The sequence below is a fragment of the Streptomyces avidinii genome, assembly GCF_014650695.1.
GTDB classification, from domain to species: Bacteria; Actinomycetota; Actinomycetes; order Streptomycetales; family Streptomycetaceae; genus Streptomyces; species Streptomyces avidinii.
On sequence record NZ_BMVL01000011.1, the window covers coordinates 229,374 to 252,420 of the forward strand.

Annotated in this window: 21 protein-coding genes and 2 tRNA genes; 18 read left to right on the forward strand and 5 right to left on the reverse strand. The window is 70.4% G+C overall.

What is annotated here, in order from left to right:
- Positions 1-17: 17 nt before the first annotated feature.
- From gyrA to IE257_RS27230, 5 genes are all read left to right on the forward strand, one after another.
- Positions 18-2,633, forward strand: a complete 2,616-nt coding sequence (gyrA, locus tag IE257_RS27210; RefSeq protein WP_189972533.1) for a DNA gyrase subunit A — start codon at positions 18-20, stop codon at positions 2,631-2,633.
- A gap of 87 nt (positions 2,634-2,720) precedes the next feature.
- Entirely contained in the window at positions 2,721-3,269 is a 549-nt protein-coding gene (locus IE257_RS27215; protein WP_030383916.1) for a DUF3566 domain-containing protein, read from the forward strand.
- A 118-nt stretch (positions 3,270-3,387) separates the two neighbouring features.
- A tRNA-Ile gene (locus IE257_RS27220) sits at positions 3,388-3,461 on the forward strand.
- Between the two features lie 154 nt (positions 3,462-3,615).
- Positions 3,616-3,750 carry a DLW-39 family protein gene (locus IE257_RS38580; protein WP_208809277.1) on the forward strand — a complete coding sequence of 45 codons (135 nt, stop codon included), beginning with the start codon at positions 3,616-3,618 and terminating at the stop codon, positions 3,748-3,750.
- A gap of 122 nt (positions 3,751-3,872) precedes the next feature.
- The gene (locus IE257_RS27230) at positions 3,873-5,183 is read left to right on the forward strand and encodes a hypothetical protein (RefSeq protein ID WP_189972534.1); all 1,311 of its coding nucleotides are present in this window, start codon (positions 3,873-3,875) and stop codon (positions 5,181-5,183) included.
- Here IE257_RS27230 and IE257_RS27235 read toward each other — a convergent pair.
- Together IE257_RS27235 and IE257_RS27240 are read right to left on the reverse strand one after the other, a co-directional pair.
- Positions 5,170-6,462, reverse strand: a complete 1,293-nt coding sequence (locus IE257_RS27235; RefSeq protein ID WP_189972535.1) for a serine/threonine-protein kinase — start codon at positions 6,460-6,462, stop codon at positions 5,170-5,172. The genes IE257_RS27230 and IE257_RS27235 overlap by 14 nt on opposite strands.
- A gap of 44 nt (positions 6,463-6,506) precedes the next feature.
- Positions 6,507-7,055 (reverse strand): helix-turn-helix domain-containing protein, encoded by a 549-nt coding sequence (locus IE257_RS27240; protein ID WP_030012999.1) that lies wholly within the window; start codon positions 7,053-7,055, stop codon positions 6,507-6,509.
- 162 nt (positions 7,056-7,217) lie between these two features.
- Between IE257_RS27240 and IE257_RS27245 the strand changes: the two genes are divergently transcribed.
- Positions 7,218-7,290, forward strand: a tRNA-Ala gene (locus IE257_RS27245).
- Positions 7,291-7,559: 269 nt separating this feature from the next.
- Here the strand turns inward: IE257_RS27245 and IE257_RS27250 are convergent.
- Positions 7,560-7,769: a hypothetical protein gene (locus IE257_RS27250; RefSeq protein WP_189972536.1), complete on the reverse strand. Its 210-nt coding sequence runs from the start codon at positions 7,767-7,769 to the stop codon at positions 7,560-7,562.
- Positions 7,770-7,835: 66 nt separating this feature from the next.
- Positions 7,836-9,401: an MFS transporter gene (locus IE257_RS27255; protein ID WP_189972537.1), complete on the reverse strand. Its 1,566-nt coding sequence runs from the start codon at positions 9,399-9,401 to the stop codon at positions 7,836-7,838.
- Positions 9,402-9,519: 118 nt separating this feature from the next.
- Between IE257_RS27255 and IE257_RS27260 the strand changes: the two genes are divergently transcribed.
- A complete protein-coding gene (locus IE257_RS27260; protein ID WP_189972538.1) occupies positions 9,520-9,831 on the forward strand; it encodes an ArsR/SmtB family transcription factor in 312 nt (103 codons plus the stop codon).
- Between the two features lie 172 nt (positions 9,832-10,003).
- Here IE257_RS27260 and ddaH (IE257_RS27265) read toward each other — a convergent pair whose 3' ends face one another.
- A complete protein-coding gene (gene ddaH, locus IE257_RS27265) occupies positions 10,004-10,870 on the reverse strand; it encodes a dimethylargininase (protein WP_372453116.1) in 867 nt (288 codons plus the stop codon).
- A 318-nt stretch (positions 10,871-11,188) separates the two neighbouring features.
- On the opposite strand from ddaH (IE257_RS27265), the gene IE257_RS27270 reads away from it, so the two are divergent.
- From IE257_RS27270 to IE257_RS27320, 11 genes are read left to right on the forward strand one after another with little or no spacing between them, the layout of a single operon-like run.
- Entirely contained in the window at positions 11,189-12,499 is a 1,311-nt protein-coding gene (locus IE257_RS27270; RefSeq protein WP_189972539.1) for a SidA/IucD/PvdA family monooxygenase, read from the forward strand.
- 54 nt (positions 12,500-12,553) lie between these two features.
- Positions 12,554-12,922 (forward strand): cupin domain-containing protein, encoded by a 369-nt coding sequence (locus IE257_RS27275; protein ID WP_189972540.1) that lies wholly within the window; start codon positions 12,554-12,556, stop codon positions 12,920-12,922.
- The gene (locus tag IE257_RS27280) at positions 12,919-14,538 is read left to right on the forward strand and encodes a class I tRNA ligase family protein (RefSeq protein ID WP_189972541.1); all 1,620 of its coding nucleotides are present in this window, start codon (positions 12,919-12,921) and stop codon (positions 14,536-14,538) included. The genes IE257_RS27275 and IE257_RS27280 overlap by 4 nt, the downstream gene beginning before the upstream one ends.
- A 15-nt stretch (positions 14,539-14,553) precedes the next feature.
- The gene (locus IE257_RS27285) at positions 14,554-15,888 is read left to right on the forward strand and encodes an MFS transporter (protein WP_189972542.1); all 1,335 of its coding nucleotides are present in this window, start codon (positions 14,554-14,556) and stop codon (positions 15,886-15,888) included.
- A gap of 15 nt (positions 15,889-15,903) precedes the next feature.
- Positions 15,904-17,157, forward strand: a complete 1,254-nt coding sequence (locus tag IE257_RS27290; RefSeq protein WP_189972543.1) for an ATP-grasp domain-containing protein — start codon at positions 15,904-15,906, stop codon at positions 17,155-17,157.
- On the forward strand, positions 17,150-17,974 hold the full coding sequence (gene ddaH / locus IE257_RS27295) for a dimethylargininase (RefSeq protein WP_189972544.1): 825 nt from the start codon (positions 17,150-17,152) through the stop codon (positions 17,972-17,974). Before IE257_RS27290 ends, ddaH (IE257_RS27295) begins: the two co-directional genes overlap by 8 nt.
- Positions 17,971-18,306, forward strand: coding sequence for an avidin-fold protein (locus IE257_RS27300; RefSeq protein WP_189972545.1), 336 nt, complete (start codon positions 17,971-17,973; stop codon positions 18,304-18,306). The genes ddaH (IE257_RS27295) and IE257_RS27300 overlap by 4 nt, the downstream gene beginning before the upstream one ends.
- The gene (locus tag IE257_RS27305) at positions 18,303-20,081 is read left to right on the forward strand and encodes an ABC transporter substrate-binding protein (protein ID WP_189972546.1); all 1,779 of its coding nucleotides are present in this window, start codon (positions 18,303-18,305) and stop codon (positions 20,079-20,081) included. Before IE257_RS27300 ends, IE257_RS27305 begins: the two co-directional genes overlap by 4 nt.
- Positions 20,081-20,584: a YbaK/EbsC family protein gene (locus IE257_RS27310; protein ID WP_189972547.1), complete on the forward strand. Its 504-nt coding sequence runs from the start codon at positions 20,081-20,083 to the stop codon at positions 20,582-20,584. Before IE257_RS27305 ends, IE257_RS27310 begins: the two co-directional genes overlap by 1 nt.
- A 5-nt stretch (positions 20,585-20,589) precedes the next feature.
- On the forward strand, positions 20,590-21,852 hold the full coding sequence (locus tag IE257_RS27315; protein ID WP_189972548.1) for an ATP-grasp domain-containing protein: 1,263 nt from the start codon (positions 20,590-20,592) through the stop codon (positions 21,850-21,852).
- A 36-nt stretch (positions 21,853-21,888) separates the two neighbouring features.
- Positions 21,889-23,034 carry an NAD(P)/FAD-dependent oxidoreductase gene (locus IE257_RS27320; RefSeq protein WP_189972549.1) on the forward strand — a complete coding sequence of 382 codons (1,146 nt, stop codon included), beginning with the start codon at positions 21,889-21,891 and terminating at the stop codon, positions 23,032-23,034.
- The last annotated feature ends 13 nt before the right edge of the window (positions 23,035-23,047 follow it).

Sequence of the window (23,047 nt, forward strand, 5' to 3'; positions counted from 1 at the left end):
AGGACTTCTGACCAGCAATGGCCGACGAAACCACCCCCACCGCAGAGAACGCTGAGAATGCCGCGGAGGAGCAGCCCGTGCTGCGCATCGAGCCCGTCGGGCTCGAGACGGAGATGCAGCGCTCCTACCTCGACTACGCGATGTCCGTCATCGTCTCGCGCGCCCTGCCGGACGTGCGGGACGGCCTCAAGCCGGTGCACCGCCGCGTGCTGTACGCGATGTACGACGGCGGCTACCGGCCCGAGAAGGGCTTCTACAAGTGCGCCCGTGTCGTCGGCGACGTCATGGGTACCTACCACCCGCACGGTGACAGTTCGATCTACGACGCCCTGGTCCGCCTGGCCCAGCCGTGGTCGATGCGCATGCCGCTGGTGGACAGCAACGGCAACTTCGGCTCTCCGGGCAACGACCCGGCGGCCGCGATGCGCTACACCGAGTGCAAGCTCATGCCGCAGGCCATGGAGATGCTCCGGGACATCGACGAGGAGACCGTCGACTTCCAGAACAACTACGACGGCCGCAACCAGGAGCCGACGGTCCTTCCGGCGCGCTTCCCGAACCTGCTGGTCAACGGCAGCGCCGGCATCGCCGTCGGCATGGCGACCAACATCCCGCCGCACAACCTCCGCGAGGTCGCGGCCGGTGCGCAGTGGGCGCTGGAGCACCCCGAGGCCACGCACGAGGAGCTCCAGGACGCGCTGATCGAGCGGATCAAGGGCCCCGACTTCCCGTCGGGCGCCCTGGTCGTGGGCCGCAAGGGCATCGAGGAGGCGTACCGGACCGGTCGCGGCTCCATCACGATGCGCGCGGTGGTGGAGGTCGAGGAGATCCAGAACCGCCAGTGCCTGGTGGTCACGGAGCTCCCGTACCAGACCAACCCCGACAACCTCGCGCAGAAGATCGCGGACCTGGTCAAGGACGGCAAGGTCGGCGGCATCGCCGACGTCCGTGACGAGACCTCGTCGCGGACCGGCCAGCGCCTGGTGATCGTGCTGAAGCGGGACGCCGTCGCGAAGGTCGTGCTGAACAACCTCTACAAGCACACCGAGCTGCAGACGAACTTCGGTGCGAACATGCTGGCGCTGGTGGACGGCGTGCCGCGCACGCTGTCGATCGACGCCTTCATCCGCCACTGGGTGACGCACCAGATCGAGGTCATCGTCCGGCGCACGAAGTTCCGCCTGCGCAAGGCGGAGGAGCGCGCCCACATCCTGCGCGGTCTGCTCAAGGCGCTGGACGCGATCGACGAGGTCATCGCCCTCATCCGGCGCAGCAACACGGTCGAGATCGCGCGCGAGGGCCTGATGGGCCTCCTGGAGATCGACGAGATCCAGGCGAACGCGATCCTGGAGATGCAGCTCCGCCGCCTCGCGGCCCTGGAGCGCCAGAAGATCGTCGCCGAGCACGACGAGCTCCAGGCCAAGATCAACGAGTACAACGCGATCCTGGCCTCCGAGTCGCGCCAGCGCACCATCGTCAGCGAGGAACTGGCGGCGATCGTCGAGAAGTTCGGCGACGACCGGCGTTCCAAGCTGGTGCCCTTCGACGGTGACATGTCCATCGAGGACCTGATCGCCGAAGAGGACATCGTCGTCACGATCACGCACGGCGGCTACGTCAAGCGCACCAAGACCGAGGACTACCGCTCGCAGAAGCGCGGTGGCAAGGGTGTGCGCGGCACCAAGCTGAAGCAGGACGACCTGGTCGACCACTTCTTCGTCTCCACCACGCACCACTGGCTGCTGTTCTTCACGAACAAGGGCCGGGTCTACCGGTCCAAGGCGTACGAGCTGCCGGACGCCGGCCGCGACGCCCGCGGGCAGCACGTGGCGAACCTGCTGGCCTTCCAGCCGGACGAGAAGATCGCGCAGATCCTCGCGATCCGCGACTACGAGGCGGCGCCCTACCTGATCCTGGCCACCAAGGGCGGCCTGGTGAAGAAGACGGCGCTCAAGGACTACGACTCGCCCCGCTCCGGCGGCGTCATCGCGATCAACCTCCGGGAGACCGGGGACGGCAGCGATGACGAGCTGATCGGCGCGGAGCTGGTGTCCGCCGAGGACGACCTGCTGCTGATCAGCAAGAAGGCGCAGTCGATCCGCTTCACGGCGACCGACGAGGCGCTGCGCCCGATGGGCCGCGCCACCTCGGGCGTGAAGGGCATGAGTTTCCGTGAAGGTGACGAACTGCTCTCCATGAGCGTTGTGAGGCCGGGTACGTTCGTCTTCACCGCGACCGACGGCGGCTACGCCAAGCGGACACCGGTCGACGAGTACCGCGTCCAGGGCCGTGGCGGCCTGGGTATCAAGGCCGCCAAGATCGTGGAGGACCGCGGATCGCTCGTCGGGGCGCTCGTGGTCGACGAGACGGACGAGATTCTCGCCATCACGCTCGGCGGTGGTGTGATTCGTACGCGCGTCAACGAAGTCAGGGAGACCGGCCGTGACACCATGGGCGTCCAGCTGATCAACCTGGGGAAGCGGGATGCCGTGGTCGGCATCGCGCGCAACGCCGAGGCCGGTCAGGAAGCTGACGAGGTCGAGGCCGATGAGAACGAGACCGAGGTGGCCGACGGACAGGCCGCCGAGGCCGCCGAGGGCACGCAGCCTTCGGCCGGGGAGCACGAGGAGTAAGTCGTGAGTGGAGCCACGGGCGCCGGACCGGCCAAGACTGGAGCGAACGGTGCCCGTGGCCCCGCCGCGGACTCCCAAGGGGGAACCGTGACGGACACCCGAGGACCGCAGCCGGCGGCCGGCGCGGACACCGGCGAGGACAAGCCCGCACAGCCGTACCACCCGCCGCAGGCCTACACGGCGCCCTCGGGCCCGGGGACGCCGCGGGGTGGCACGGGTGGCGGTGCGCAGCGCAAGCCGCGCCCGGGGGTCCGTACGGCCCCCCGGACGCGCAAGGCGCGGCTGCGGGTGGCCAAGGCCGACCCGTGGTCGGTCATGAAGGTCAGCTTCCTGCTGTCGATCGCGCTCGGCATCTGCACGATCGTGGCGGCGGTGGTGCTGTGGATGGTCATGGACGCGATGGGCGTCTTCTCGACCGTCGGCGGCACGATCAGTGAGGCGACCGGCTCGAACGAGGGCAACGGCTTCGACCTCCAGTCGTTCCTGTCGCTGCCGCGCGTTCTGATCTTCACGTCGGTCATCGCGGTGATCGACGTGGTGCTGGCGACGGCACTGGCGACGCTGGGCGCGTTCATCTACAACCTGTCGGCGGGCTTCGTCGGCGGTGTGGAGCTGACGCTCGCCGAGGACGAGTAGGTCCTCCGGAGGAGCGCCCGCGACGGGTCGGATGACCTGCGCAGACGCCTCTGGGCAACGGATTTTGGCCTGACCGGGTCTGTGCGCTAATCTTCAGGAGTCAGCGCGCAGCGCGGATGGGGCTATAGCTCAGTTGGTTAGAGCGCATCCCTGATAAGGATGAGGCCACAGGTTCAAATCCTGTTAGCCCCACAGTGTCGAAGACCCCCAGGCCAAGGCCTGGGGGTCTTTGTCGTTGGGCCAGTTGGCGGGCTGTGCCGCTCGAAAGGCCGCCGATCGGATATCGGTCGGTGTGTATTGTTGGCTGCCAGAAGTCCCCTACGTCAACGAAAGACGAGGTCGCGCGGTGAAGAAGCTGCTCCTGGTCGCACTGGCCGCCATCGGCGGGCTCCTCGTGTACCGCCAGATCCAGGCGGACCGCGCCGAGCAGGACCTGTGGACGGAGGCAACTGACTCCGTGCCCTCTGGTTCCGGTGTGTGAGACCCAAGGCTGATCTCATGAAGCCCCGGCTGCCGCTGCGGCCGGGGCTTTGTGCTGTTCTGTGACGAAAACTTCCGTTATGAAAAGATTTTGCTTGCGCTAGCAAACTCGGGGTGGGCGTGATGGTTCGGGGACGGACGACAGTGTGGGCGGCGGCCCTGGGGCTGGCAGCGGGCCTGCCCGGTGTCGCGTACGCCGAGGGGGCCGCGCCCGGGCCCCTGCCGACCTACCGGGCCGCCGACGGAGCCAGAGCGGTCGAGGGCAAGCCCTCCACGGCGGACGCCCCGCTGATCGAGGCCGGGAGCGTCTACGCGGACACGCTCGGACCGGGGGACCGCGTGTACCGGCTCGTCCTCGACAAGGACGAGTCCAATGTCTACGTCTCCGCGGTGGTCCGGCCCGCGGCGGGCGCGAAGGTCTCCGGCAGCGACGGCATCGAGGTGGAGATCATGACCACCGCCGGACGCTCCTGCCCGGGCAGCACCGGCCGGGCGAACTTCGGTTACGACGCCTACCCGATCGGCGCGGCCGGCGTCCGGTGGGGTGCGGAGGACGCGGACTGCGCGCCGGCGGGCGTGTACTACGCCAAGGTCACCCGTACGTCGGCCAAGGGCTACGACCAGAGCCCGTGGCCGCTGGAGATCAAGGTCCAGCGGGAGCCGGGCCGCGGCGCGGGTGCCGTCCCCACCACCGCGCCCAGCAGCTGGCCCTCGGGAGCCCCCGCGCTGCCCGGGTCCGAGCCGGTGGCCCGCACCGGCGGCACCGGCTTCAACGACGCCCGGGCCCTGGGGGCAGGCGTGTGGCGCGACGAGATGCGGCCCGGCCAGACCCGCTACTACCGGGTCCCGGTGGACTGGGGGCAGCAGCTGGGCCTGAGCGCCGAACTGGCCGCCGCGAAGATGACCAAGAGCTACGGCTCCGCCTCGGGCGGGCTCACCGTCTCGCTCTACAGCCCGTACCGGGGGCTGATCTCCGACAAGGACACCTCGTACGACGGCAAGCAGGCCGGGGTCACCTTCGAGAAGACCCCGCCCGTCGCCTACGAGAACCGGTTCGCCAGTGACCGGTCCGTGCAGCCGGTGTCCCTCGCGGGCTGGTACTACGTCGCGGTGACCATGGGCGCGAAGGTCGCCGAGTTCACCGAGGACGCCGCGCCCGTGCCGCTGACCCTGCGCCTGGAGGTGGCCGGTGCGCCGGCCAAGGCGCCCGCGTACAAGGGCAGTCCGGCCGCGGGAGGCTTCGGCGTCGGCGACGAGGACCGGGCCGCGGCACAGGAGGGGCTCACCGCCCCCGAGGCCGCCGAGGCCGCGGAGCGGCACCGGGCGATGCGGGTCGTGGCGGGCGCCGGTCTCGGCGCCGGGACGGTGCTCCTGCTGGTGCTGGGTGGCTGGACGGTGCTCGGGCGGCGCGGGCGCGGGGCTACAGCTGGGTGAGGGCCCAGACGCCCACCGCGAAGCAGAGCAGCGCCGCGGCGAGGAGCGAGGCCACCGCCTTCGGCGGGGGCGGGGCGATCCGGCCGCCCGCCCGGACCGGCGGCCCGGCGGGGGCCGCGGGAACCGGCACGGTGGGCGGCGACAGGTGGAAGCTGCCGGTCTCCGAGGGCCCGTACGCGGGCACCTGCGCCGGGACGGCGGGAGGGGCGGGGTAAGGAGACGTCGGGGCGGTCTGCGCCGTTCCGCGCGGGTCGGTCCGGGTGGGCTCCGCGGCCACCGTCACGGAGGCGGAGGCGGAGGCGGGGGACGGCGCGGAGGCGGAGGCCGGGGCGGCGAGGGGGACCGGCGCCTGCGGGGTCGCCGGGGCCGTGCCCCGCGGGTCGGGCCGGTCCGGCCGGGCCGGCGGTCCCTGCGGGCCGAATCCGGCGGGCAGCGGGCCGAGTTGGTCGAACACCTCCACCGGATCCTCGTCCGGGGCGGGCGGCGGCAGCAGCTCCACGGCCTCGGCAAGGGCCTTGCGCGCCCCTGTGGCCGTCCGGAAGCGGCTCTGGGGGTCCGGCTGCAGGAGGCCGGCGATGACGTCCCAGAGGGGGGTCGGAACGCCTTCGGGTGCGCCCGGGGTGCCATGGGCGAGGAAGTGTTCCACCAGGGCCTGGGAATCGGGCTTGCGGCCCTGCAGGAGGTAGAGGGCGACCAGTCCCACGGCGAAGAGGTCGGCGGGGAAGTCGGGCTCGGCGCCCAGGAGTTGCTCGGGGGCGAAATAGCCCGGCGTGCCGACCACGTAGTCGGTCTCGGTCAGCCGCGGCTCGCCCTTGCGCATGGAGATGCCGAAGTCGGACAGCCGCAGGTGCGGCCGCCCGGTTCCGGTGGCCTCCATCAGGATGTTGGCCGGTTTGATGTCGCGGTGCACCACGCCCTCCGCGTGCACCACCGCCAGTCCCGACAGCAGCTGGTCGAGCAGGGTGCACACGAAACGGGCCGGCAGGGGCCCGTAGTCCCCGATCACATGGGCGAGCGAGCCGCCGCCGACCAGGTCCATGGTGAAGAGGACCTTGTCGTCGTCGGCCGCCCAGCTGGCCGGCGCCAGTACGTGCGGATGGTCGATCCGCAGCGCCTGCTCCCGTACGAACCGCAGGAGCGTGTGGGCGTCGCTCTGCAGGAGGACCTTCGCGGCGACGTAGCGGCGACGGCGGTGGTCCCAGGCGCGCCACACGGCGCCCGCGCCCCCGCGTCCGATCGGATCGATCAGTTCGTACCGACCGGCGAAGACCTCACCCATCGCTGTGCCCGTCCCCCGTCACCCGTTGTCCGCCCTCGTGCGTGTCAGTTCTGGTGGGCCTCGTAGTGGGCGACCGCGTCCGCGGTGCGGCCCGCGCCGTACACCCGGAGGAACTCTGCCAGTTCCGGATGGCTGGGGGCGAGGGTGTTCGCCGCGTCGATGATGTCGCCGGCCGCGGAGACCGAGCGCAGCAGCGACTGGATCTCGCGGACGACCCGCTTGACCGTGGGTGCGCCGGAGCTGGTGGTGGTCTGGCCGCTGTTGCTGAGGACGGATCCTCCCTGGGTCTTCTTGATCTCGTCCATCCGGTCGGTGGCCTCCCCCGCACTGACGCTTCCGTCGGCCACCTGGCCGGCGAGATCCTGGAGGGCCTGGACGCGCTGGACCACGGCCGGGTTCCCGATCTTGGCTCGCTGGCCGCTCATCAGCTGGGACAGCATGGGCGCCGACAGTCCGAGGACGGCAGCGAGGCGGGCCTGGTTCAAGCCGAGGTCATCTATGAGCCGGCGGAAGAGCGCTCCCAGCGGCTCCCCGTACCAACTGCGCTGAAGCTCTCTGGCTCTGGCCGTGGCCTCTTGTTGTACTGCGTCCACTCTTACTACTCCCCTTCGCTGGTGCGAACCTCGCGAGCATCTTACGGAGAGTGGTCGCACGGCGGGAGTCCCTATCATTTTGCGAGATGAGGGGGTACACCCGGTACTCTGTTCTGCGGAACGACCTCACCTCCCGCGCGGGAGGGGTGCGTCCACTTCCATGGGGCCTTAGCTCAGTTGGTAGAGCGCTGCCTTTGCAAGGCAGATGTCAGGAGTTCGAATCTCCTAGGCTCCACAGACAAATGCCCTCCGACCTGCGGAAACGCAGTGTCGGAGGGCATTTTTTCGTTCCATCGGGGGCGGTCCCGCCAGTGCCCTGGGGTGGCTCAGCGGCCCGTCCGGCCGGCCCAGGGTCCCCCCGGCCCCTCCGCCGGTGGGCCTGAACGGGCCACGGCGGACAACGGCGCGCATCGGGGCCGGCCGCGGGAACTCGGTCCGGGATCCGGGGTTGGGGGTCCGGACGGGGCGGGGCAGCAGGGGCCGGCCCGCCGGCAGCAGCCGGGGTCAGGTCGGTCGGCCCGTCGTCCGCGGTGAGCGGCAGCCGCGGACGTCGATGGTGATGAACCGGCTGTGCCCGTACGGGTTGACGCCGGCGACCGGCCAGCCGCGCGGGGTGCGGTGCCAGCCGTACGGCATGCCGTCCGGGTCGGTCGGCCGCGCCAGGCCGAGCAGGGCGGACACACCGTGGTGCCCGGGTTCGGCGGCGACGAGCATGCCGATGGGCCTGGTGTCGCGTGGATCGGGTGGGGGACACGGGAGCGGCCGTGTCCCCCGGGGAGGTCAGGTCCCGTTCTTGGCGGTGCCGCCGCGCAGCAGGGTGGCGATGACGGCGCACAGGACGACGCAGACCGCGGCGAGTCCCCACAGGACGGTGCGGAAGGCGGAGTCGTAGGACTGGGCGAGGAAGTGGGTGAAGGCCTCGGTGTCCACCGCTCCGGAGAGCTCGGTGGCCCGGGCGAAGTCGCCGCCCGCGGCCTGGTCGGCGACCTGGTCCGCCTGCGCGGCGCCGGGGTGGTCGCCGATGCCGTCCTCGATGCGGGTGCCGAGCACGGTGGCGAGGACCGAGCCGTACACGGCCACGGCGATGGCCTCGCTGCCCAGGCGCAGGGTGTTGAGGAAGCCGGCCGCCATACCGGCCTTGGCCGGGTCGATCAGCTCCAGTGCCTGGCCGTCGACGAGGCCCGCCGACAGGCCCATGCCGGCGCCGGTGACGAGCATCGGCAGGGCGACGACGAGGATCTTCACGTCGGGCGAGAAGAGGGTCAGCGCGAGGTCGCCGACGACGAGGCAGGCGAGGCTGACGTAGATGAGGGTGAGCGCGGAGACTCCCAGGGTGACCAGCTTGGCGGCGAGCATCGGGCAGATCAGTACGGGGGCGGTGAGCAGCAGCATGATCAGGCCGGCGGCGCCGGTGTCCCGGCCGGTGGCCGCGGTCAGGTAGCTCGGGAGGTAGGTCAGCACGGTGACGAACCCGAAGGAAGCGGCGACCGGCACCAGGCACAGACCGACGAAGCGCCGGTTGCGCAGCACGCTCAGGTCCAGCATGGGGTGTTCGCGGCGGTTCTCGACCACGGCGAAGACCGCGAGGACCACGACCGCGCCGGCGAACAGCCCCAGTACGCCCGGGCTGCCCCAGCCCCACTGCGAGCCCTGCACGATGGCGGTGGTCAGCAGGACCATGGCGAGGACGAACAGCGCGCTGCCCGGTACGTCGATGCCGGTACCGCTGCCGCCGTCGGCCGACATGGCCTTGGCGATGGCGGGCACCGCGAGGAGCACGAGGAGCAGGGCTACCGCGTGCACCGCGAACACCCAGCGCCAGCCGAGGCCCTGGACGAGTACGCCGGCCAGCGAGGGGCCGATCGCCACGCCGACGCCCGCGACGGTGCCGAACAGGGCGAAGGCCTTGGCGCGCGCCGGGCCGTCGAACACGGTCGCGATGAGCGCCGCGCCGCAGGAGAAGATCGCCGCGCCGCCGATGCCGGCGAGTGCGCGGGCGCCGTCGAGCCACAGCACGTTGGTGGCGAGCGCGCTGGCCAGCGAGGCCACGGCGTAGACGGCGGCGCCGGCGGCGAAGGCCTTGACCCGGCCGACGATGTCGGCGATGGAGCCCCAGACGAGGGTGAAGCAGGCGAAGGCCACGTTGAAGGCGTTCACCACCCACTGGAGGGGGGCGAGGCCTGCCTGGGTGTCGGCCCCGATGTCCGGGAGCGCGACGGCCGTGCCGGAGATCGACATCGGGACGACGAACACGGCGAGGAGCACGGCGGCCAGGGTCAGGGTGCGACCCGGCTGCCCTTCCGCCTGCACGGGTGGCGCGGCCGACGAGGTGGTCTGCGTACTCATGTGGGCACTACTCCAGGCTCGGCCCGGCCGGCATGCGACCAGGTTCGGTTTACATCGAACCTTAAGCTGGCACAGATGAGAGGTATGATGCAATCCGTACCTCAGGAAGGAGGGCGCGATGCCCGACGAGGATGGCCACCCCTCCCGCGAGGAGATGAGCCTGTTGACCGTGCTGAACGCGCTCTCCGACCCCCTGCGCTACGCAGTCGTGGGCGCCCTGCTCAGGGAACCGGAAGGCACGGCGCGCACCTGCGCGTCCTTCAACCTCCCGGTCTCGAAGTCGACGATCACCCACCACTTCCGGATCCTGCGCGAGGCGGGCCTGGTGCAACAGGTGGACCGGGGCAACAGCCGGGCGGCCACCCTGCGCCGCGCGGACCTGGACCATCGCTTCCCCGGCCTGCTGGACCTGATCGGCGCCAACCTCTGACCGACCCCGGTCCCGCAGGGGCACCGCGCCGCCGGGCCGACGGGGTGGATGTGGAGACGGCCGACGGGAGCCGCTTCGCCGTCCGCTCCTGGGCCGTGCCGGCCGGGCGCGCCCTGCGAAGCCGAAGACCCCCCTGATCCGCGCGTCGGCGGTCAGGAGGGTCTTCCCGTGCTCAGCGGTCGCGCAGTTCCAGCGTGCAGCACTTCACGCTGCCGCCGGCCTTGAGCAGCTCGGAGAGCTCGACCCCGATCGGCTCGAAGCCGCGGGCCCGCAGCTTGGCGTGGAGGCCGGTGGCAGCGGCCGGCAGGAGCACGTGGCGGCCGTCGGAGAAGGCGTTGAGGCCGAAGACGGCCGCGTCCTCGGCCGTGGCCAGGATCGCCGTGGGGAACATGGCGCGCAGTACGGCCTGGCTGCCCTGCGAGAAGGCCGCCGGGTAGTACATGACCTCGTCCTCCGACAGCACGGAGAGCGCGGTGTCCAGGTGGTAGTACTCCGGGTTCACCAGCGTCAGTGAGGTGACCGGCAGGCCGAAGAACTCCTGCGCCTCCGCGTGGGACCGCGGGTCCGTGCGGAAGCCGGTACCGGCCAGCAGGCGGCGGCCGACGGTGAGGATGTCCCCCTCGCCCTCATTGACGAACTCGGGCCACAGCGTGTCCGTGTAGCCGCGGCCTTCCAGCCACCGCAGGTAGGCGGGCCCCTCGGCGGTGCGCTCCGCGTGCCGGAACCGGGCCCCGAAGACCTTGCCGTCGACGACGGTGGCGCCGTTGGCCGCGAACACCATGTCGGGCAGGCCCTCGATCGGATCTATCTCCTCGACCACGTGGCCGAGTTCGAGGTACAGGTCGCGCAGGCCCTCCCACTGGCTGACGGCGAGCGCGTTGTCGGTGGCGTGCTGCGGGTTCATCCACGGGTTGATCGAGTACGTGACGTCGTAGTGCCGGGGCCGGCACATCAGCAGACGGCGGCGCGTGGCGACCCGCGTGGGGCTCTCGGAACGGAAGAGCGCGCCGGCAGGGGTGATGGGCTCGGTGAGCGGCACGAGGGCTCCTTCTCATGGGGTTTCGAGGAAAGCCCGACTGTCCGAGGGATGTTTCGGCCAGTCGGATGCGTGTGACGCAACTGATCACTGGGGCCAATGGAAATGGCGCCCCGGATTGACCGGAAGTAACAGCGAACACAGGCCAATCAACCCTCCTGCCGGGACCCCGGCCGAGTTGATTGTCCGTGGCCGAGATGCCTTCCGGGCAATCGGGGGCTGCCGTGGAATGTGGACATCACCCGGGAGGCAACGCAAGGACGCGAACCGTCCTGCCTGACCGTACGAACCTGTCCACCTGTTCCATCTGGAGGTACTTCCATGGCGCATCGCAATGTCGAACTGCTCGCAGTCGGTGCAGGCCCGGCGAACCTGGCGCTGGCGGTCGCCGTCGAGGAGCTCGCACCCGAGCTGGCCGGTGACACCCTGCTGATCGAGCGCGAGCAGGACATCGTGTGGCAGCGAGGCATGCTGCTGCCCGACGCGCTCAGCCAGGTCTCCTTCCTCAAGGACCTGGTCACCATGCGCAATCCGCGCAGCAGATTCTCCTTCGTCAATTTCCTGCACTCCCAGGAGCGCCTCGACGCCTTCGTCAACCTGGCGAGTTTTGTTCCCTACCGCAGCGAGATATCCGAATACCTGCAATGGGTCGCCGATGAACTCGACACGGTGAAGGTCGAATACGGCCGTGAATGCGCCGGCGTCGAGGCGGTCACGGGCGACGACGGCGAGCTCTCCGGCTGGCTCGTCACCCTGGCCGACGGCGACACCATCGGCTGCCGCTACCTCGTCATCGGTGCGGGCCGCGACGCCCACGTTCCCGCCGTGTTCGACGGTCTGCCGGCCGAGCGCGTCATCCACAGCACCCAGTACACGCAGCGCATCGCCGACGTGCGGGCCGATCTGCCGCACCGCGTCGCGGTGATCGGCGGCGCCCAGAGCGCGGCCGAGCTGTTCGGCGCCGCGCTGCGGGACCTGCCCGAGTGCAAGCCCACGATGATCATGCGCTCCATCGGCCTGAACGGCTACGAGAGCAGCAAGTTCACCAACGAGCTGTACTACACGTCCTTCATCGACGAGTTCTACGGCTCCTCGCCCGAGGCGCGCCAGCAGCTGCTCGGCGAGATGTACCGCTCCAACTACGGCGGTCTCTCCCCCGCCACGCTGGACGGCCTGTACCGGCAGTTCTACCAGGACCGCCGCTCCGGCCAGGAGCGTCTGGCGCTCCACCCGATGACGGACGTCACCGCCGCCCGCATGGACGGCGAGGAGGTCGTCCTCACCCTCGTCGACCGCAAGTCGGGCGCCGAGCGGGAGATGCGCACGGACCTGGTGCTGCTGGGCACCGGATTCGTCCGCGAGATGCCGTGGGCGGTCAAGGCCCTCGCGCAGTCGATCGGCCTCGAAGAGATCAACGTGAGCCGTCACTACCGGCTCGACCTGGGCCGCCCGACGACCGCCGCCTGCTACCTGCAGGGCGTCAACGAGGCCACCCACGGCATCGCCGACTCGCTGCTCAGCGTGCTCGCGGGCCGCTCCGCCGAGATCACCGAGGACATCCTCGCGCACCGCGGGACCCGCTCCGTCGAGGTCCCGGAACTGCGAGAGCTCGCGCTCGCCGGCGCGGTCTGAGCACCGCGCACCCCTCACGAGCCGTACCCGCCTGACGAGGAGAGACCGACCCACATGCTCACCAAGCAACTCGACCGCGACGGACTGACGCACGAGAACGGACTGGACGCCCAGCGGCTGCTGCCCTGGCCCGAGCTCAACGCGCCCTTCGAGGGGTCCTGGTGCGTGATCCGCCCCGGCACCGCATCGACGGCCCACGCCCACCACGAGTACGAGATCTTCATCGCCGTCGCCGGCTCCGCCGTCCTGGAGTCGCAGGGCGTCCGCAAGCCCTTCGTGACCGGGGACATCGTCCACTTCACCCCGGGCTCCGAACACCGGGTGATCAACGAGTCCGACGCGGACTTCGAGATGTACAGCGTGTGGTGGGACCTCGACATGACACAGCGGTTCGCAGCTCGCCACGAAGGAGCCCAGGCATGACACGCCGCACGGTCATCATCGCGCCGCCGCCGACCCCGAACGGGGACCTGCACACCGGGCACCTGGCGGGCCCGTACCTGGCGGGCGATGTGTACGCACGCTACCTGCGGGCATCGGATCGCCCGGTGATCTTCACCAGCGGTACCGACGACAGCCAGACCTACGTGGTGTCCAGCGCCGCCCGCGCCGGACTGACCCCGGAGGAACTGGCCCTGCGCTCCGCGACGCAGATCCGCGCCACCCTGGAGGCGGCCGGCATCTCCGTCGACGGCTTCGCCCCCTTCGACAAGGGCTACCGACAGACCGTCATCGACTTCGTCACCGACCTCCACAGCGACGGCGCCTTTCGCCTGAAGACCGTGCTGCTGCCGTACGTCGAGGCCACCGGCGAATACCTGATGGAGGGTCTGGTCGCCGGCGACTGCCCGGTGTGCCTCGTGGAGAGCCGCGGCGGGCTCTGCGAGTCCTGCGGGCACCCCAACAACTTCGACGAACTGCTGCGCCCCCGCTCCACCGTCGACCCGGCCGCCGTGGTCACGCACCGCGAGGCGCAGATCCTCGTCCTGCCGATGGAGGAGTACCGGGACCGGCTCGCCGACTACTACGTCCGGCACCGCGACGTGCTGCGCCCGCACACCGCGCAGCTCATCCGGGAGGCGCTGGAGCGCCCGCTGCCGGACTTCCCGATCACCTATCCCACCGCATGGGGCATCCCGGCACCCTTCACCGAGACGCCGGGCCAGGTCCTCAACGCCTGGGCCGAGGGCATGGCCGCCTCGATGTACTGCACCTGGTACGCGGCCGAGCAGCTCGGCGAGCACACCGACCGGTTCGACGAGCACTGGCTGTCCGAGCACGGCATCGACCTCGTGTACTTCCTCGGATTCGACAACGTCTACTTCTGGGGAATGACGCACCTGGCCCTGCTGATGGCGCACGGCGACCGGTACGTCGAGCCCCACGCGATCGTGTCGAACGAGTTCTACGAACTGGAGAACCAGAAGTTCTCAACGAGTAAAGGCCACGTGGTCTGGGCCGCCGATCTGGTGGCCGAGGTGCCGCGCGACCTGGTGCGCTTCTACCTGGCGCTGACCGCGCCCGAGCACTCGCGTACGAACTTCAGCCGTGAGGCGCTCGAGAGCCTGTCCTCCTCCCGGCTGGTCGAGCCGTGGAACCGGCTCGCGGGCAGGCTGGACGAGATGCTCGCCGCAGTTCCGGCGGACGCGCTGCTGCCGGTCTCCGAGACGGGCGCCGAGCAGGCGGGGATCGTCGTGGACCGGTTCCGCTCCCACTACGAGCTGGAGAGCTTCAGCCTCCACCGTGCGGCGGACCTGATCGTCGTGCACCTCGACCGGTTGCTGAAGCAGGCGGACCGCGTGGCGATGGACGTCCCGAGCGACCTCGGCGACCTGATCCTCGCCGTCCGGACGCTGACCGCGTGCGCCGCTCCGCTGCTCGTCGACGTCGCGGCCCGTGCCGAGCGGGCCGGGGCGGACCTGACCCTTCCGGCCGACGCCTTCGCCGCCGACCCCGTCGCTCCGCTGCGACTCCCCCTCCTGTCCACCGCGGTCGGGGCGTTCGCGCCCGTGGCCGAGCCGGCCGTCATCCGAACCTGATCTCCGAGGAGCACTGTGTCCACCATCGCCCCGCCCCGTCCCAATCGGGCAGAACGACTGCTCATCCCCGCGACCTTCATCACCAACCTGGGCAACGGCATCCAGCTCACCGCCGCCTCCTACCTGGTCTTCACCGAGGCCAACACCATGCTCGCGGTGAGCTGGTTGATGATCGCCGTCACCATCCCGCAGGTGGCGCTCTCCCTGTTCTTCGGCAAGCTCGCCGACCGCTTCGACCGCCGCACCCTGGCGATGGTCTCCGACCTGGCCAGCGCGGCCGCCGCGATCGGCCTGCCGATCTGGCTGCTGCTCGGCGGCAACCCCTCGACCGTCAGCTACGTCGCCAGCTTCATCCTGTCGATCTCCGCGGCGCTCTTCTTCCCGGCCAGCAACGCCCTGATCAAGGAGCGCATCCCGGAGTCCCGGCTCGCCCAGTTCAACGGCAACGCCGAGATCGCCATCCAGGCCGGCACGCTCGCCTCGGCGGCCCTCGGCGGCTGGGTGATCGTGTGGGTCGGCACCACGTCGCTCTTCTACTTCAACGCGATCACGTTCCTGCTCTCCGCCGCCCTGCTGTTCTTCATCGGCCGTCGTCCGGCCGGCCAGGCCATCAGCGCCCCGGAGGCCGCGGCCAAGGCCGCCGCCGCAGCCAAGGCCGCCGCGTCCGGCACCCGCCCGCCGCTGGCCCGTCTCGCGCTGCTCTACATCATCGGCAACATCGTCATCATCGTCGGCAACAGCATCATGCTGGTCCTGGTCATCGACGGCTTCAAGTCCAACGCCGGCTACCTCGGCATCGTCGACGCCCTGTTCGGCATCGGTGCGCTGTTCGCGGCCTGGGCCTTCAAGAAGATCAGTTCCAAGGCCACGGTGCTGAAGACCGCCCTGATCGGCTACCTCGCCTTCGCGGTGCTCCTGTCCATGGAGTCCATCCACCTCTACGCGATGATGGCCGTCATCCCCTTCGCCGCCATCGCCTTCTGCGTGGCCCGCATCTCGGCCCGTACCGCCCTGATGAGCGCGGCGCCCGAGGAGAAGACCGGCTTCGTCTTCGGTGCCACCAACGCCTTCGGCCTCGCGGCCGGCACCACCGCCGTCGTCCTGATCTCGCTCCTGGTCGACTCCACCAACGTGAAGAACGGCTTCTACGCCCTCTCCGTCCTGGTCGTCGTCATCGCCACCCTCACCGTCATCTCGCTCCGCCAGCACGACCGTGAGGTCGCCGCCGCCGAGGCCGCGGCGGCCGCCGCCGAGATCGTGTCCGAGCCCGCCGCCGAGGTCCTGTCCGAGCCCGTCACCGAGACCGTCGCCGAGGCCGCTCCGGCCGAAGCCGTCCCGGCCAAGGTCTGAGGGGGGTCGGCACCGATGAAGCTGCTCGCGATCGAAGCCAGCCAGAACGCCACCTACTACGTCTCGCGCTACCAGCAGATCGAGGCCCTCGGGGCCGACGTCCACGTCCTCAACGGAATCGGCACGGAGGACTTCTGGGACGCGGACCGCTACCGGATCGCCGGCTCCAAGCACATCGAGGACATCGTCACGGCCGCCAAGGTCTGGCACGCGGAGGAGGAATTCGAGGGGGTCCTGACCTTCTCGGAGTCCGGGGTCGTCACGGTGGCGGTCGTCGCCGAAGCCCTCGGCCTGCCGAGCATCGGCTTCGAGGCCGCCCGGACCAGCCGCAACAAGCTGCTCATGCGCCAGGCCCACGAGCGCGGCAGCGCGGCGCACCCCGGCTTCCGGTACGCCCCCGACATCGAGGCCGCCCTGACGGCCGGTGAGGAGCTCGGCTACCCGCTGATCCTGAAGCCCACCCTGGGCGCCGCCAGCAACTTCGTGTTCAAGGTCGACGACCCCGAGGAGATGCGGGCCCGCTTCACGGACGCCACCTCGGGCATCGAGACCATGACCTGGGCCCTGATGGAGGCCGACGGACTGGACCTGGGCCCGAACGGGATCATCGTCGAGGGCTACCTCGACGGCCACGAGCACCTCATCGAGGCGCTGGCCTGGGACGACGAGGTCTACCTCGGCTCCATCGTGGACCGCATCACCGTCGAGAGCGGGACCTTCGACGACGACGTCCACCACGCGCCGAGCTCCCTGACCCCCGAGCAGATCGCCGCGGTCCACGAGGTGGTCCGGGACGCGGCCCACGCCCAGGGACTGCGCCGGTCCGTGCTGCACGCCGAGGTGAGGTTCCACCGGGGCAAGCCCTTCATCCTGGAGATAGCGATCCGCCCCGGCGGCGGCGGACTCGACCACATGGCGCGGATCAGCGCCGGTCACGACCCCATCCAGTGCGTGGTGGACGTGGCCCGGGGCACCGAGCCGGACGTCTCGCACTACGCGCCGACGGGTGTGCACACGGCCGCGATGTGCCTGATCAGCGGGGCGGGAACGGTCGAGTCCATCGAGGTGCCGACCGAGGTGGCCGAGGACCCCGCGCTGTTCTTCCTCAAGATCACGGCCGCGGCGGGGACCGTCATCAAGCGCCCGCCGGCGGGCAACAACATCCTCGGCTTCATCGGCGCCACCGGCACCTCCCTGACGGAGGCGCTGACCACCGCGCACGTCGCGGCCGGCCGCATCCGCACCGAGATGAGGCCGGAGCATGGGTGAGACCCCGCGGCGTACGGCCACCAAGCGGCACTACCTGATGTGCCGGCCGACCCACTTCGAGGTGACCTACGCGATCAACCCGTGGATGAACCCCGACAAGCCGATGGACGCCGGCCTGGCGCTCGCCCAGTGGGAGCGGATCCGGGACCTGTACCTCGGGTTCGGGCACGAGGTCTCCTTCATCGACCCGGTGCCGGGCCTGCCGGACATGGTGTTCTCCGCCAACGGCGCCACCGTGGTCGACGGCAAGGTGCTGATCGCGAAGTTCCGCCACCAGGAGCGGGCGGCCGAGGCCGACGCGCACCGGGCCTGGTTCGAGGACCGGGGCTACACCGAGGTCCGTGTCCCGCGGTACGTCAACGAGGGCGAGGGCGACTTCGCCCCGGCCGGCCGGCGGATCCTGGCAGGCGCTGGATTCCGCAGCGACCCCGGCGCGCACGAGGAGCTCCGCGAGTTCTTCGGCCTGCCGGTGGTCGGCCTCACCCTGACCGACCCCCGCTTCTACCACCTGGACACCGCGCTGTTCGTCCTCGACGAGGACCTGGTGGCGTACTACCCGGCCGCCTTCTCCGAGGAGAGCCGGGAGGTACTGCGCGAGCTGTACCCGGACGCGATCCTCGCCACCCGCGAGGACGCCGATGCCTTCGGTCTGAACGCGGTGAGCGACGGACTGAACGTGGTCGTGACGGAGACCGCCACCCACCTGATCGACGAGCTGCGCGCCCGTGGCTTCGAGCCGCACGGCGTGGACATGTCCGAACTGCTGAAGGCCGGTGGCGCGGTCAAATGCATCACTCAGGAGATACGACGCCCGTGATCGATTACGACGGCAGAAGTTTCCGCAACACCGGTTACCCGGCGGGCGAGGACGCCCCCATCGGCCACTACCGCCAGCAAGGCGACCTGCTCTGGGCCGACTTCGACGGAGGGCCCGTCCGCCGGGGCTCGCTGAACGGGCGGGTGGAGTCCGACGGGAACCTCGAATTCGCCTACACGATGGTCCTCGCAGACGGCGAGGTGATCGCCGGGCGGTGCTGGAGCACCCCCGAGTTCCTGGACGACGGACGGATCCGGCTCAACGAGCGCTGGGAGCGCTACGGAGCCCACTCGGACAGCGGTGAATCCGCACTGGAGGAGGTAAGGACATGACCCCGCCCATCACCCCGCTCCGCGGGGGCAGCGTGACCTGGGCCTGCACCAGCGGCTTCAGCCCGGTCTTCATCTTCCCGTTCACCCCGGGCGAGTACTACGGGGTGGCCAACCTGCACGAGTTCCAGACCCTGATGTACCGGCCGCTGTACTGGTACGGCACCGGCGGCCAGCCGACGGTCGACTACGAGCGCAGCCTCGCCGAGCCCCCGCAGTGGAGCGAGGACGGCCGCACGGCGACGATCACGATCAAGCCCTATGCGTGGTCGAACGGCGAGAGCGTCAACGCCGACAACGTGATGCTGTGGATGCACCTCCTGGAGGCCGAGAAAGACAGCTTCGGCGGCTACACGCCGGGCTTCTTCCCCGACAACCTGGCCGGCTACGAGAAGGTCGCCGAGGACAAGGTGAGCTTCACCTTCGACCGCGCCTACTCGCACAACTGGGTGCTGATGAACCAGTTCAGCACCATCACCCCGTTGCCGAAGGCCTGGGACCGCACCGGCGACGACCGGCCGGCCGACGCCACCCACGACCCGGCGCAGGCCTCCGCGGTCTACGCCTACCTGCGGGCCTGCAACGACGAGCGCAAGAGCTGGGACACCAGCCCCGTCTGGAGTGTTGTCAACGGACCCTGGAAGCTGAGCAGTTACACCATCGACGGGGTCTCGGGAGAGGCCGTCCTGGTACCCAACGAGAGCTACTCCGGCACCGACAAGCCCTACCTCGACGAATTCCGGCTGGTGCCCACCGGCTCCGACACCGAGCAGTACGAGATGCTCCGCCGCGGCCCCGAGGCCCTGGACGGCGTGCAGATCGGCTTCCTGCCCTTCGACGAGGTCACCGAGCCGGCCGAGGACCCGCTGTTCGGCGGGCCCAACCCGCTCGGTGAGCACTACGACCTCGTCCCCCAGCTCACTTACAAGATTCATTACTTCCCGATCAACTTCAACAACCCCACCGTTGCCGGAAAGATCTTCAAGCAGCTCTACTTCCGCCAGGCCCTGCAGTCCTGCCTCGACTCCCGGGGCGCCATCCGCGACGTCTACAAGGGCTACGGCTACCCGACCACCGGGCCGATCCCGGCCCTGCCCGACAGCCCGCTGCTCTCGCCCGCCGCGCACGGGGACCCGTACCCCTTCGACGTCGAGAAGGCCCGTGCCTTCCTGACCGAGAACGGCTGGGACACCAGCTCCACCCCGGCTCTCTGTGTCCGGGAGGGCACCGGCCCCGGACAGGCGGGCGAGGGCATCCCGGCCGGCACCCCGCTGCGGTTCTCGATGCGGTACGCCCAGGGGCACGAGACGCTGACCGCCGTCATGCGCAAGTTCGCCGCCGACGCCGCCGAGGCCGGCATCGAGATCGTGCTGACCGAGGTCGAGGCCAGCGTCCTGGTCCTGGAGGACACCACCTGCACCCCGGGCCCCGACAGCCCCTGCCTGTGGGAGTTCAGCGACTGGAACGGCGGCTGGGGCTACGGTCCCGGCTTCTACCCGACCGGTGAGGCGCTCTACTCGACCGGTTCCTCGGTGAACTTCGGCAGCTACAGCGACCCGAAGGCCGACGAGCTGATCGCGCGCACCGTGGTCAGCGACGACCTGGCGGACCTGTACGCCTACCAGGACTACATAGCGCAGCAGGTACCGGTGATCTGGATGCCCAACTTCCCCTTCCGGCTGCTGGAAGTGGCCAACAACCTGAAGGGCGTGGCTCCGGTCAACCCCTTCGGACTGATCAATCCCGAGGACTGGCACTACGTCGGCGAGGTGCTCTGATGTACCAGCGGTTGATCGACCTCCTCGACAGCAATCACGCCCGGTACCGGCTGATCGACCATCCGGCCGAGGGCCGGACGGACCTGGCGAGCGTCCTGCGCGGCCACTCGCTGGACCAGGCCGCCAAGTGCATCGTCGTGCGCGTGAGCATCACCAAGCGGGTCGGCAAGTACGTGCTCGCGGTGGTTCCCGGAGACCGGCAGGTCGACCTGGAGGCGGTCGCCGCACTGTTCGGCGGCGGGCGGACGGCGTTCGCCACGCCCGAGATCGCCGAGCGCCTGGCCGGCAGCGTCTGCGGCACGGTGATGCCGCTCAGCTTCCACCCCGATCTGCACCTCGTCGTCGACGAGGGACTGATCCTCACCGAAGAGATCTATTTCAACGCGGCCCGCCTGGACCGCTCCGTGGCCCTGTCCACCCCCGACTACCTGGCCATCGCCCAGCCGCAGCTCGCGGCGATCGCGACGGCCGGCGACCGGGTCCTGACCCACTCCGCGAGGTGACGAAGATGACTGATGACGCCAACCCGACCGACGACGGCGTGGTGATCCTGGTCGGCAGCGGACAGCGCGCCTACCGCGAGTACCTGCTCGCGGGCGCCGCCCGGCGCCGCCCGATCTGGATCCTGGACGCGGTCGACCCGACCTGGCAGGAGCAGTACGTACTCGGCTCCACCACGGTGGAACTGCTCGACCGCGAACGCCTGGTGCCCGACACGGAAGGACTGATCAGGGCCGCCGAGGCGGTGGCCGCCGAGCACCGAGTGGTGGGCGTGTTCAGTTACGACGAGACGCTCGTGGTGACCACCGCGCTGATAGCCGAGCGGCTCGGACTGCCCGGTCTGACCTCCCGGGGCGCGGACAACTGCCGCAACAAGCACAACACCCGGCAGCTGCTGACCGCCGCCGGGCTGCCCCAGCCGCACTTCGCCTACGTGACCGACGCCGAGGCCGCCCTGGCCACGGCCGACTCCTTCGGCTACCCCGTGGTCCTCAAGCCCCGCGGCATGGGCGCGAGCATCGGCGTCATCCGCGTCGACGACGCGGCCGGGGTCCGGCCGGCCTTCGAGGTGGCGGACGCCGCCAGCCGCGGCGGGAACAGCGACTACGAGGGCGGGGTGCTGGTCGAGGAGTGCGTGATGGGCCCCGAGATCAGCATCGACGGAGTGGTCTTCGACGGTGCCTGGACCCCGCTCTTCCTCGCGCACAAGGAAGTGGGCCTGGCGCCCTACTTCGAGGAGACCGGGCACGTGGTCAGCGCGACCGACCCGCTCCTCGCCGACGCGGAACTGCTGGGCATCCTCCGGGATGCCCACCGGGAACTGGGCATCGGCTACGGGATCACGCACACCGAGGTGAAGCTCACCACCCGCGGCCCGGTGATCATCGAGGTGAACGCCCGCCTCGGCGGTGACCTCATCCCCTACCTCGGCAGCCTCGCCACCGGCGTGGAGCCCGGGGAACTGGCCGCGGAAGTGGCCGCCGGCGTCCGCCCCGAGTGGACCCCGACCGAGTCCCGCACCGTGGGGATCCGCTTCCTGTACCCGCCGGAGAACGGCACGGTCCGCTCGGTCGACGTACCCGCCACGGCGGACGTACCGGGGCTGCTGGAGACGAACGTGATGGTGGCGCCGGGCGTCTCGCTGCTGCTGCCGCCCGACGGCTACCTCAGCCGGTACGCCAACCTCATCTGCGCCGGCGACACCGTCCTGAGCTGCGAGGAGTCCCTCGCCAAGGCGGCCGCACTGACCACGATCGTCCTCGAGCGCTGACCCGTCGGCCCAACGAAAACGGAAGGGAGGTGTGTGATGTCGGCGAGGGTGACAGTAGTGGGCGGCGGAGTGATCGCCCTGCTCACGGCGGTCGAATGCGTGCTCGACGGACACCGGGTCACGGTCGTGGACCAGGGCCCCATCCCGCACAGCAGAGCCACCTCTTTCGACCAGCACCGGATCCTGCGGGCCCTGCACCCCGCGGACCCGCGGACCACGGCGGCCGCACTGCGTGCGCACCGCCGCTGGGTCGAACTGGAGGAGCTGTTCCTGACGCGGTTCTACGAGCAGGTCGGCTCGCTCACCGTGCTGCCCCCCGCGGCGGCCGCGGACGCGGCCGCGATGCTGGAGGACGCCGGAGGCACCGCCAGGGAACTCACGGCGGCCGGCCTGGCCGATCGCTATCCGCACCTGCACGTGGGCGGCGGCCTCGGCGCGGTACTGGAGGACCAGGCGGGCGTGCTGCTCGCCGAACGGGTGCTCGCCGCGTGCGTCGGCTGGCTGAAGTGGCAGCGGGGCATCGAGCTGATCGAGCACCGCGCCGTGACCGCCGTCGACGGCGAGAGCGGCAGCGTACGGCTGGTGGACGGGCGCGTGCTGCGCAGCGACGCGGTGCTCGTGGCCGTGGGCCCCTGGTCCCGGGACCTGCTGCCGCCGAGCATCTCCGAGCGGCTGACGCTGTACCGGCAGTCCCTCCTCTACTGCCGGGTGCCCCGGCAGCAGTCGCAGGCCTGGGCGGCCACACCGGCCATACCGGCCCTGGGCACCGGGGGCGGAGCCTGGCTGATCCCGCCGGTGGCGGGTACGGCCCTCAAACTGACCTCGGCGACCGCCTGCCGCGTGGTGGACGGGATCACCGACTACGCCACCGACCCGTACTGGCAGCGCAAGCTGGAGAAGGAGTTCGGCGACATCCTGCCCGGCTTCGGCCCGGCCTGGGTCACCGCGGCGAAGGACGCCTACTACTCGTCCTTCGCGGAGACCGGCGGCCCGCTGCTGGTCGCCCTCGGCGGCGCGGGATTCGCCTACGCGGCCTGCGGTGGCACATCCTTCAAGTTCGCGCCGCTCATCGCGCGGTCGCTCGCCGACCGGCTGATCGGCAGGAGTCCGTCGCTGATCGGCCTCGGTGCGCTCGACGGGCCACCGCTGGACGTCCACACCCCGCAGCTCGCGGGTCTGTGAGCCGACGGCCGGA